This is a genomic window from Streptomyces sp. FIT100, assembly GCF_024584805.1.
Classification (GTDB): domain Bacteria; phylum Actinomycetota; class Actinomycetes; order Streptomycetales; family Streptomycetaceae; genus Streptomyces.
In genome coordinates this window covers 5,446,764-5,457,994 of sequence record NZ_CP075715.1, presented here as the reverse complement: position 1 = coordinate 5,457,994, position 11,231 = coordinate 5,446,764, and the positions used below count along the sequence as shown (strand labels likewise).

The 11,231-nt window shown below is 73.8% G+C and carries 9 protein-coding genes; 8 read left to right on the top strand and 1 reads right to left on the bottom strand.

The annotated features are described in order from the left end of the window. Positions 1 to 47: 47 nt before the first annotated feature. The 4 genes from KK483_RS24660 to KK483_RS24645 are packed head-to-tail and all read left to right on the top strand — an operon-like array spanning position 48 to position 5,135. Positions 48 to 845, top strand: a complete 798-nt coding sequence (locus KK483_RS24660; RefSeq protein ID WP_399014786.1) for a hypothetical protein — start codon at positions 48 to 50, stop codon at positions 843 to 845. Beyond that, on the top strand, positions 842 to 2,248 hold the full coding sequence (locus tag KK483_RS24655) for a HAMP domain-containing sensor histidine kinase (protein ID WP_262007413.1): 1,407 nt from the start codon (positions 842 to 844) through the stop codon (positions 2,246 to 2,248). The genes KK483_RS24660 and KK483_RS24655 overlap by 4 nt, the downstream gene beginning before the upstream one ends. A 26-nt stretch (positions 2,249 to 2,274) precedes the next feature. Continuing rightward, entirely contained in the window at positions 2,275 to 3,675 is a 1,401-nt protein-coding gene (locus KK483_RS24650; RefSeq protein ID WP_262007412.1) for an FtsW/RodA/SpoVE family cell cycle protein, read from the top strand. Beyond that, complete coding sequence (locus tag KK483_RS24645) at positions 3,672 to 5,135, top strand: penicillin-binding transpeptidase domain-containing protein (RefSeq protein WP_262007411.1); 1,464 nt, start codon at positions 3,672 to 3,674, stop codon at positions 5,133 to 5,135. The genes KK483_RS24650 and KK483_RS24645 overlap by 4 nt, the downstream gene beginning before the upstream one ends. A 1-nt stretch (position 5,136) precedes the next feature. On the opposite strand, the gene KK483_RS24640 is transcribed toward KK483_RS24645, so the two are convergent. After that, entirely contained in the window at positions 5,137 to 6,240 is a 1,104-nt protein-coding gene (locus tag KK483_RS24640; protein WP_262007410.1) for a ferritin-like domain-containing protein, read from the bottom strand. Positions 6,241 to 6,368: 128 nt separating this feature from the next. Between KK483_RS24640 and KK483_RS24635 the strand changes: the two genes are divergently transcribed. The 4 genes from KK483_RS24635 (at position 6,369) to KK483_RS24620 (ending at position 11,088) form a co-directional block, all read left to right on the top strand. Further along, positions 6,369 to 7,304: a diiron oxygenase gene (locus tag KK483_RS24635; protein ID WP_262007409.1), complete on the top strand. Its 936-nt coding sequence runs from the start codon at positions 6,369 to 6,371 to the stop codon at positions 7,302 to 7,304. Between the two features lie 131 nt (positions 7,305 to 7,435). Then, the gene (locus KK483_RS24630) at positions 7,436 to 8,191 is read left to right on the top strand and encodes a TetR/AcrR family transcriptional regulator (RefSeq protein WP_262007408.1); all 756 of its coding nucleotides are present in this window, start codon (positions 7,436 to 7,438) and stop codon (positions 8,189 to 8,191) included. A 92-nt stretch (positions 8,192 to 8,283) separates the two neighbouring features. Continuing rightward, a complete protein-coding gene (locus KK483_RS24625) occupies positions 8,284 to 8,559 on the top strand; it encodes a hypothetical protein (RefSeq protein WP_262007407.1) in 276 nt (91 codons plus the stop codon). A gap of 33 nt (positions 8,560 to 8,592) precedes the next feature. Then, positions 8,593 to 11,088 (top strand): PQQ-binding-like beta-propeller repeat protein, encoded by a 2,496-nt coding sequence (locus KK483_RS24620; protein ID WP_262007406.1) that lies wholly within the window; start codon positions 8,593 to 8,595, stop codon positions 11,086 to 11,088. The last annotated feature ends 143 nt before the right edge of the window (positions 11,089 to 11,231 follow it).

Genomic DNA, 11,231 nt, shown 5'->3' with positions numbered 1-11,231 from the left:
GACGCGCGAGACGGCGTAGCCGCCAGCATCAGCAGGGAGCACCACCCGTGAATCCGTACCGCACCGCGATCGGCGCAGCGCTCATGGCGACTGCCGGCGCCCTGTTGCTGACCGGATGCCAGGACGCGGGCAGCCTGGAGCCCGCGGGGGCGACACCGACGGCCGTCGGCCCGGTGCGGCTGTGGCCCGAGCTGCCGCCGATCTCCGCGCCGCCCTTCGACTACGGCGAGAGCGACACCCAGCGCGTGCCCGGCATCGCCCTGGGCGACGGCGATGTCCACAGGCTCGACCCGGTGGCCGTCGTCCAGGCCGACATCACCGCCCACCCCGACCAGGTCGGCGGCCCGAACGGGCTCCATCCGGAGACGGTCCGGCAGTTGCGCGACTGCACCTCGAAGCCGGCGGACTGCCCGGTGATGAAGCCGTACTACCGCGATCTGACCGGCGACGGGAAGGACGAGCTGATCGTCGGCGTCACCGTGACGGAACAGCAGACCGCGATCCGCGTCTACATGCCGGAGCACGGCGGCCTCACCCGGATCATGGCCGACACCGACGCCGTGGTCCGTGTGGAGCTGGCCGGCCGTGACCTGATCATCCGGGCCGTTTCGGCGGGCATCCCCGGGTACGAGTACCGGACGGCCTGGTCCTGGGACGACCAGCAGCACGCGATGCTGCCCGCCCGCGACGAGATCATCCGGGTCAAGCCGTCGGCGCCGCCCCCGGCCGCCCCTTCGTCGGACGTCCCCACCCCGGACGTCCCCACGCCGGACACCGCCACTCCCGCGCCGACCGCCACCGGCCCGTCACCGGATGCGCCGCCGTCGCCGGGGGCCACCCGATGAGCCTGCGGCACACCGGCCCGGGCCCGGGTGATGCGTTCCGGCCCGGCCCTCAGCGCCCCCGCCCGCACCGCAGGCGCCCACGGAACCGCCGGCGCCGTCCCCGCCTCCCCGCCTGGACCGCGACGCTGACCTGGAAGGCCGCGGTCTTCATCACGGTGATGTGCTGCGCACTCGCCGCCCTGCTCGGCGCCCTCGTCCATGTCTCGGTGACCCGCCAGACCGTGGACCAGGCCCGTGAGAAGGCCCTGTCCCGGCTGGATGACGTCACGACGCGGTACGAGACGGGCGAGCCGCTCGGCCCGTGGGGCCAGCTCGACCCGCCGGGGCTGCCGGAGCAGCTGCGCGCGCTCGCGCTCGGCGGGCAGCGCGGAACGGTCGTCACCGAGTACGAGGGCGATCCGACGATGTGGGCCGCGGGCCCCGCCGACGGCCGGGCGATAGCCGTCCGCGTCGACTACGCGCTCAGCGCGCAGACGATCACCAATCTGGACCGGGCGATCCTCGGCTCATCGGTGCTGGCGATCGGTGCGACGCTGCTGGTGGGCGCGTTCTCGGTGTCCCGGGTGACGAGCCGGCTGCATCTGACCGCGCAGGTGGCCCGCCGCATCGGGGCGGGCGATCTGGACGCCCGCGTCAACGACCCCCGCACCAAGGACCCTTCGCGCCCCGAGGACGAGGTCGCCACGGTCTCCGCGGCCCTGGACACCATGGCCTCGGCCCTCCAGGAGAAGCTGCTCAACGAGCAGCGCTTCACCGCCGACGTCGCGCACGAGCTGCGCACCCCGCTCACCGGGCTCTCGGCCGCCGCGGAGCTGCTGCCGCCGGGCCGCCCCTCCGAGCTCGTGCAGGACCGGGTGCGCACCCTGCGCGCGCTGACCGAGGACCTGCTGGAGATCTCCCGGCTCGACGCGGGTGGCGAGACCGTCGATCTCGACATCCACGAGCTCGCGCCGCTCGCCGAGCGGGTGGTCCGCCCGGTCCGGGCCGCGGGCTCGGAGACGGAGCTGCGGATCGCACGGCGGGCCCGTGTCGAGACGGACAAGCGCCGGCTGGAGCGGGTGCTGAACAACCTGATCACCAACGCCCACACCCACGGGGCCCCTCCGGTCGTGGTGACCGTGGACGGGGCGGAGGTGTCGGTGCGCGACCACGGCCGCGGATATCCCGCGTATCTGCTGGAGCGCGGTCCGCAGCGGTTCCGTACGGAGTCCGGCGGCAAGGGCCACGGTCTCGGGCTGACGATCGCGGTGGGGCAGGCGGCGGTGATCGGCGCCGAGCTGACGTTCGCCGACGCACCGGACGGCGGCGCCGTCGCGCGCCTGAGGCTGCCCGAGTACGTCCATCTCGCCGACGCTCCGCCGATGCCGGACGGCACGCCTGATGTGCTGGATAAGCGGGCATAACGACCCTGCTTGCTACGTTGCGGGGCATGACCGCAACGGCAGCGGACGCTCCCCCGCCCGCACTTCGCCCGCAGGCACGGCGGGGGGTCGAGCTCTCGCTCCTCGTCTGCGCCGTCCTCATCTCCGTCTACGGCTACGCCGCCGTCGGCCTCAACCACGACGGCGCCCTTCCGCCCGACGCGGTCGCCTACGGCGCGGGCCTGGGCCTGCTCGCCCTGCTCGCGCATCTCGCCGTACGGCTGCGCGCCCCGTACGCCGATCCCCTGCTGCTCCCGATCGCGGTCCTGCTCAACGGCCTCGGCCTGGTGCTGATCTACCGGCTCGACCTGGAGACGCCCGGCGACCGGGCCGCCCCCGCCCAGCTCGTGTGGTCCACCCTCGGTGTCGCGCTCTTCATCGCGGCCGTGGTCCTGCTCCGTGACCACCGGCTGCTCCAGCGGTACGCCTATGTCTCGGTCGCCGCCGCTCTCGTCCTGATGATCGTGCCGATCTTCTTCCCCGCCGTGAACGGAGCCCGCATCTGGATCCGGATCGGCGGGTTCTCCTTCCAGCCCGGCGAGTTCGCCAAGATCCTGCTCGCGGTGTTCTTCGCCGCGTATCTCGCCGCCAACCAGGGCGCGCTCGCCTATACCGGCCGACGGATCTGGAAGTTCCAGTTCCCCACGGGGCGGGTCCTCGGCCCCATCGTCGCGATCTGGCTGCTCAGCGTCGCGGTCCTGGTCCTCGAACGGGACCTCGGCACCTCGCTGCTCTTCTTCGGCCTCTTCGTGATCATGCTGTACGTGGCGACGGGGCGGACGGGCTGGATCGCCGTCGGACTGCTGCTCGCCGCCGTCGGCGCGCTCGCCGTCGGCACCCTCGAACCGCATGTGCACGGCCGGGTCGAGGTCTGGCGCGAGCCGTTCGCCTCCATCGAGGCGGGCCAGGGGCCCGGACAGCTCGCCCAGGCGCTGTTCTCCTTCGCCGCCGGCGGGATCCAGGGCACCGGCCTCGGAGCCGGGCACTCCATCCTGATCGGCTTCGCCGCCAAGTCCGACTTCATCCTGGCCACCGCGGGCGAGGAGCTGGGACTCGCCGGACTGACCGCGCTCTTCCTGCTCTACGGGCTGCTGGTGGCCCGCGGCTACCAGGCGGGCCTCGCCCTCCGCGACACCTTCGGCCGGCTCCTGGCCGTCGGTCTCGCCGCCATCGTCGCCGTCCAGGTCTTCGTCATCGCGGGCGGGGTGACCGGGCTGATCCCGCTCACCGGCATGGCGATGCCGTTCCTCGCACAGGGCGGTTCGTCGGTCGTCACCAACTGGATCATCGTGGCGCTGCTCATCCGCCTCAGCGACTCGGCCCGGACACCGGACCCCGAGCCGCCGCCGGCGGAGCTGCCGGCACCGCCCGCCCTGGCCGCGGCACCGGCGGACGGGGACGGACGATGACCCGCTACATGCGGCGCGCCGCCGCCATCTGTCTGCTCCTGCTGGCCGCGCTGCTGGTCAACGCCGTGCGCGTGCAGGTCATCGACGCCGGCGAGCTCAACGCGAACCAGGCCAACCGGCGCCCCCTCATCGCCCGTTACGCGGCCCCGCGCGGCGACATCGTCGTCGGCGGCCGGACGGTCACCGGCTCCAAGGACACCCGGCAGCAGCTCCGCTACGAGCGTACGTACCGCAACGGCCCGCTCTACGCGCCCGTCACCGGCTACTCCTCCCAGCTCTACGGCGACACGCTGCTGGAGTACGCCGAGGACGGGGTGCTGACCGGCACGGACCCGCTGCTCGCCCCGCTCCCCCTCTGGAACGACTTCACCCGCTCGCGCAGGCCCGGCGGCACCGTTGTCACCACCGTCGAGCCCACGCTCCAGCGGATCGCGTACGACGGTCTCGCCGGGCGGCGGGGCGCCGTCGTCGCGCTCGACCCGTCGAGCGGCCGGATCCTGGCGCTGGTCAGCAGCCCGTCGTACGACCCGGGGGCGCTCTCCGGGAACAGCGCGGCGGTGACCTCGGAGTGGCAGCGGCTCAACGGGGCCGTGCACCAGCCGATGCTCAACCGGGCGATCCGGCAGACGTATCCGCCCGGCTCCACCTTCAAGATCGTGACGGCGGCGGCGGCGCTGGACGCGCGGGTCGTCACCGACCCCGACGCCCGCACCGACACGCCCGACCCGTACGTCCTGCCCACCACGCGGACGAAGCTGCCCAACCCGGTGAAGGGCTGCAGGAAGGCGTCGCTGGCCTACGCGATCCAGTGGTCCTGCAACACGGTGATGGCCAACCTCGGCGTGAAGGTGGGGCTGGAGCGGATGCTCGACGCGGTGGGCAGGTTCGGCTTCAACGACCGCGGGCTGAGGATCCCCTCCCGGGTGGCCGTCTCCAACTTCGACCGGCGCATGAGCGTGGACCAGCTGGCACTGTCGTCGATCGGCCAGTTCGACACCACGGCGACGCCGCTCCAGATGGCGATGGTCGCGGCGGCCGTCGCCAACGGCGGGGAGCTGGCCTACCCGTACCTGGTCGACCGGACCACGACCCGGGACGGCGACACGGTGCGCACGACGCCCCGCCGCACCTACCAGCGCGCGATGAACCCGGCGACGGCGCTGGAGCTGCGGCGGCTGATGGTCGAGGCGGTCGAGAAGGGCACCGGGTCGAGCGCGGCGATCAAGGGCGCGGTGGTCGGCGGCAAGACGGGCACGGCCCAGCACGGCCTCGGCAACACGGGCACGCCCTACGCCTGGTTCATCGCCTGGGCCCAGCACCCCAAGGCCGGCCGCCCCGCGGTGGCGGTCGCGGTGGTCGTCGAGGACGCGGAGGCCGACCGCGCCGAGATCAGCGGCGGCGGCGACGCGGCACCCATCGCCCGCGCGATGATGCAGACGGCGCTGCGGGGTGCGCGGTGAGTCAGCCCTCGCCCTCCGCGATCGTCCGCCGGACCTCGGCCACCCGCTCGGCCTCCTCCGCCGCGAAGCGTTCGCGGTCCAGATGGTCCGCGACTTCCTCGTCCTGGGTCATCAGCAGGTCGAGGTTGGAGTCGCCGAGGTCGAAGACGCCCATGTCGACGTAGGCCCTCTGGAGCCGCTCGCCCCACAGGCCGATGTCCTTGACGCACGGCACGATCCGGCTGAAGAGCAGCTTCCTGAAGAGGTGCAGGAACTCGGACTGCTCGGTGTACTCCTCCGCCTCCTTGCGGGGGATGCCGAAGTCCTCCAGCACCTCGATCCCGCGGATCCGGTCGCGCATCAGGTAGCAGCCCTCGATGACGAACTCCTCGCGCTCGCGCAGCTCCGCGTCCGTCAGCTGCTGGTAGTAGTCGCGCAGCGCCATCCGCCCGAAGGCGACGTGCCGGGCCTCGTCCTGCATGACGTACGCCAGGATCTGTTTGGGCAGCGGCTTCTCGGTGGTGTCCCGGATCATTCCGAAGGCGGCGAGCGCGAGGCCCTCGATGAGCACCTGCATGCCGAGGTAGGGCATGTCCCAGCGGGAGTCGCGCAGGGTGTCGCCGAGGAGGCCCTGGAGGTTGTCGTCGATCGGGTAGAGCAGGCCGATCTTCTCGTGCAGGAAGCGTCCGTAGATCTCCGCGTGCCGGGCCTCGTCCATGGTCTGGGTCGCGGAGTAGAACTTCGCGTCGAGGTCGGGCACGGACTCGACGATCCGCGCCGCGCACACCATCGCCCCCTGCTCGCCGTGCAGGAACTGGCTGAACTGCCAGGCGGTGTAGGTCCGCCGCAGCTCGCCCTTGTCCTTCTCGGTGAGCTTCGGCCAGTGGCGGGTGCCGTGCAGCACGATCGCCTCGTCCGGGGTGCCGAGCGGGTCGTACGGGTCGACCTCAAGCTCCCAGTCGATCCGCTTGGCGCCGTCCCACTGCTTGTCCTTGCCCTTCTGGTAGAGGGCGAGAAGGCGGTCGCGCCCGTGGTCGTACTCCCAGTTGAAGCGGGCCGCGCCGGAGGCCGGGACGGACCAGACACGTTCCTTGGGCGGGCTGGTGTAGCGGTCAAACGTCGACACGAGCGGCTCCCTCGCCTCGTACGGACGAACTGACGGTCTGTTGGCAGGCTCACACGTTGGTAGACGAGTAGTCAACAAGTACCGCGCAAGGGATTGACGGCCTTACTGACGGGCAGTCTCATAAGTACATGACGACTGGGACCGAACGCGATCTCACTCTCCTCCGCGATGCCCTCGGCCCGCTCCGGGACCGCGAACAGGTCGCCCAGCGCCTGCTCGAATCCTCGGCGAAGCACTCCTTCGACCCCGACGAGGAGCTCGACTGGGACGCCCCGTTCGAGGAGGGCAAGTGGTTCTGGCCGCCCGAGCTGGTCACCCTGTACGACACTCCGCTGTGGAAGCGGATGTCCGAGGAGCAGCGGATGGACCTGGCGCGCCACGAGGCGGCGTCGCTGGCCTCGCTCGGCATCTGGTTCGAGATCATCCTGATGCAGCTGCTGGTGCGGCACATCTACGACAAGTCCGTGACGAGCAGTCATGTCCGGTACGCGCTGACCGAGATCGCCGACGAGTGCCGGCACTCGATGATGTTCGCGAAGCTGATCCAGAAGGGCGGCGCCCCGGCCTACCCGGTGCCGCGCTTCTACCACAACCTGGCACGCGTCCTGAAGACGGTCTCGACGACTCCGGGCTCGTTCGCGGCGACGCTGCTCGGTGAGGAGATCCTCGACTGGATGCAGCGCCTGACCTTCCCGGACGAGCGGGTCCAGACCCTGGTGCGGGGCGTGACGCGGATCCATGTGGTGGAGGAGGCCCGGCATGTGCGGTACGCCCGCGAGGAGCTGCGCCGCCAGATGGTCACCGCACCGCGGTGGGAGCAGGAGTTCACGCGGCTCAGCTGCGGCGAGGCGGCGCGGGTCTTCTCCGTCTGCTTCGTCAGCCCGAAGGTGTACGAGAGCGTCGGCCTCGACCGGCGGGAGGCGGTCGCCCAGGTGAAGGCGAGCGGCCACCGCCGCGAGGTGATGCAGACGGGCGCCAAGCGGCTCACCGACTTCCTGGACGACATCGGCGTGCTGCGGGGCGCGGGGCGCAGGCTGTGGAAGAGCTCGGGCCTGCTGGCCTGACGGCCGGGGGCGCCCGAGTCCGCGGCCGCCGTGGGCCCCGCCGCTGCGGGCCCCGCTGCGGGCCCCTCGGTGCCGGCCGCCTCCGCCGCTTCCCGAGGCCGCGGCGCGACCGCGACGGTTACGCTGCCCGTATGACCCCGACTGCTCCCGCGGCGAACCGCGCGTACCGGCGCCTCAGCGTCGAGGAGCGGCGCAGCCAGCTGCTCCGCGCCGCCCTCACGCTGTTCGCCCACCGCGCGCCCGAGGACGTGTCGCTCGACGACGTCGCCGAGGCCGCCGGGGTCTCCCGGCCGCTGGTCTACCGCTACTTCCCGGGCGGGAAGCAGCAGTTGTACGAGGCGGCCCTGCGCAGCTCCGCCGACGCGATCGTGCTGTGCTTCGCGGAGCCGACCACCGGGCCGCCCACCGAACGCCTCGGCCGGGTGCTGGACCGCTACCTCGTCTTCGTCGACGAGCACGACGCCGGGTTCAGCGCACTGCTGCGCGGCGGGAGCGTCGCCGAGACGTCCCGCACCACCGCGATCGTCGACGAGGTGCGGCGCGCCGCCGCCGAGCAGATCCTGGTCCACCTCGGGGTCACGGAGGCGGGCGCACGGCTGCGGATGATGGTGCGCACATGGATCGCCGCCGTCGAGGCGGCCTCGCTGATCTGGCTGGACGAGGAGAAGCTGCCCCCGGCCCCGGAGCTGCGGGAGTGGCTCGTCGACCACCTCATCGGGCTGCTGGTCGCGACGGCGGCATCCGACGAGGAGACCGCGGGGGTCGTGAGGAAGCTGCTCGCGCTGGAGACCGCGACGGGCCCGGTCGCGGCGCTGCTGCGGCGCGCGCTCCCCGTCGTGGGCGAAGGCGGCCACCTCCTGCACCCCTCCGATTCCCGGGAGCGGTGACGGGAACGGCCGCGCCGCTGCTCCCCGGACCCCCGCACCCCCGCACCCCGGGCCGAAGGGACGGCATCGCCCGCCTGCGCGAGACTGGGCGCGTGAGAAGCGAGAACACCCCCTTCGTCGGCGGCCCCCTGGACGGGCGGGTCCTGCCCGTTCTCGTCGGCCCCACCGGCAACCCTCCGCTCTGGTACGAGGTTCCGGTGCCGGACGACGCCGGCGGCCCGCCCACCGTGCACGCGTACCGCCGCGTCCCCTCGGGCCACACCAAACGGCTCGGGCTGCCGCGCGGCTGGAAGTACGAGTACGCGCCCCAGGGGCGCGAGCGCCGGAGGCTCAACTGGCCCTGGTCGAAGCCGAAGCGGGCCGAATAGGATCAAGGCGACCGTACGAGGGGGGACTCGCCGATGGAGCCACTGCCGCTGCCGCTGCCCGAGCCGCTGCGGGACGGGGACCCGCGCCGCATCGGCCCGTACACGGCGCTGGCACGCTCCCGGGAGACGGCGAGCACGGTCCATTACGTCGCCCGGGGCGAGGACGCGGACGGCACTGCCGCCGTCGTCGTCTCCCTCGCCCGTGCGGAGCTCGCCGCGCTCCCCGCGTTCCGGCGCCGCTTCGAGGCGGAGGCCCGCACGGCGGAGCGGCTCGCCGGGGGCTGGGTCCTCGCCCCCGTCCGCACGGGCACGGACGACCCCGGGCCGTGGACCGCGCACGCATACGTCCCCGCCGTCACGCTCGGCGAGGCGATCGCGCTCGCGGGCCCGCTCAAGGAGCGCGCGGTACGGATACTCGGCGCGGGCCTCGCCGAGACCCTCTCCCGGGTCCACGCCACCGGCACCGTGCTGCACGGCCTCGCCCCGGAGACCGTCCTGCTGGCCGCAGACGGTCCCCGGCTCGCGGCCTTCGGCGCCCTGGGCGCGGCGGCCCGCGCCGAGGCGGTCCCGGGCGGCGGTCTGTCGGTGCGCCTCGGCTACCTCACTCCGGAGCAGCTCACCGGCGACAAGCCCGGCACGGCGTCCGACGTCTTCGTCCTCGGCCTGCTGCTGGCGTACGCGTCGACGGGCACGGACCCGTTCCCCGACGGCCCGGCCATCGCCGACGCGGAACCCGAACTGGACGGCGTCCCCGAGGGCTTGCGCGAGCTGCTGGCCTCCTGCCTGGCCAAGTCCCCCGCCGACCGCCCGACCGCTGGCACGGCGGCGGCCACTCTGGCGTTGGAGGGCGCGGCGGCCCTGGCCAAGGACGGCTGGCTCCCGGACCCGCTGCTCGCCGCCCTGTCCGCCCGTGCGGACGCGGTCGCGCGCCTCGTCCGGCCGCAGGCCGACGCCCTTCCGGAGCTCCCCGCACCCGCGCCCACGGCCGTGCCCGCCACGGCGCCCGCCGCCACAACCGCCGCCGGCCCCGCCGTGCACGGCCGCACCACCCTGGCGCTCCGCACCGACGCCGGTTCCGTCCCTGGGCCCCCGTCCGCACCACCTCGTGCCCCGGCGGCACCCGCAGGCTCCCCGGAGTTCGGGACCGGCGGCGAGCAAGGCGGATACGGCGGGCGCGGCGGGCGCGGCGGCGACAAGGTCACCGCGGCACTGGGCGTCCCGCGGAGCCGGCCCGCGGGGGAGGCGATGGCACCGTCCGCCGGCGGCGGGGACGGGGGCAAGTCGCCGCTCACCGCGTCCGTGCTGGCCGCGAGGGCCGGCGCGGAACGGCGTGTGGTGGTCGCTGCGGGTGTGGCCGGCGCCGTCGGGCTGGTGGTCGGGGGCGGCCTCGGCGTTGCGCTGAGCGGAGGGGGCGAGAAGGCCGTTCCGGCCGAGGCCCGGCCCGCCGCGAAACCGCTGCCGGGCGTGCCGCCCGTGCCGCGGTGGGCGTACCGGCACCCCGTGCAAGGCGTGCTGCGGGCGGCCGCGTGGCGCGACCGTGTCGTCGTCGTGGGCGACGCCACGCAGTGCACCGGCGTCGATCTGCGCACCGGCCGGCGGCTGTGGGCGCAGACCGCCGCCGCGGGGTCCGCGCACGGGCCCGTCGTCGCGGGCGACGCCGTGTTCGTCCTCGGCGCGACGCATTTCGTGTGGCTTTCACCGAAGGACGGCTCCGTCCGGCACCGCGTCGCCGCGCCCGCGCACGTGAGCGCCGTGGCCGCCGCCGAGGGCCCGGTCGTCTGGTTCTCCGGCACCGCGGGCTCGGGGACGTACCTCTTCGCGTACGACACCGCCGCCCGCAAGGAGCTGTGGCGCACCCAGGTCCCGGGCGGCCGCGCCCCCGGCGTCGTCCCGCGCTACCAGGGCGTCGCCGTCCGCCCCGACGGGATTCTCGTACGGCAGGACGGCGCCTCGCTGACACCGCAGCAGGTGAAGGCGAACAGGGGCCGCGCGCTGTTCTCCCTGTACGACCGGGCGGGCGGAAAGCTCCTGTGGAGCAAGTACTTCGGCACGGTCCTCCAGGACGCCGCCGTCTCCGGCGACCCGTCGGCCACGCTGTACGCGGCGGCGGCCGACGGCCTGTACGCGTACGACACCCGCAGCGGCACCCGGCTGTGGCGGGCCGGCGGCGCCTCCGGCGAGGGTGTGGTCCGGGACGGCACGGTCTATGTGCCGACCGCCGGCCATCAGCTGTTCGCGCTCGACGCCGCGACCGGCGCCACCCGCTGGGCGCAGTCGACGGAGGCCGGCAGCGACCCCGCCCCGGCCGCCGGGGAGCGCTCGCGGGTGCTGCTGTCCGCGGGCGGCCGGACCGCACTGGTCCTGGAGTCCACGCAGGTCACGGCGTTCAGCACGGCGGACGGCAGCCGGCTGTGGAAGTTCCAGGAGGCGGGCGGCCGGACAGCGGTCCCCGGCTACCGCGCGCTGGTCGCCGGAAGCACCGCCGTCGTGTGGCGCGACCGCGCCTTCTACGCGCTGCCCCTCGGCTGACGGTCCAACAGGCGCGCGGGCGCACCACCGGACCCTCCCCCACCGGGTGATCCGCTTGGGCCGATCCGGCCACCCGTGAGGCGCTCCGCCTCCCGCCGACTCAGCATCGTCGCCATGGGCCGCCGCCCCGTCCCGCGCGAACC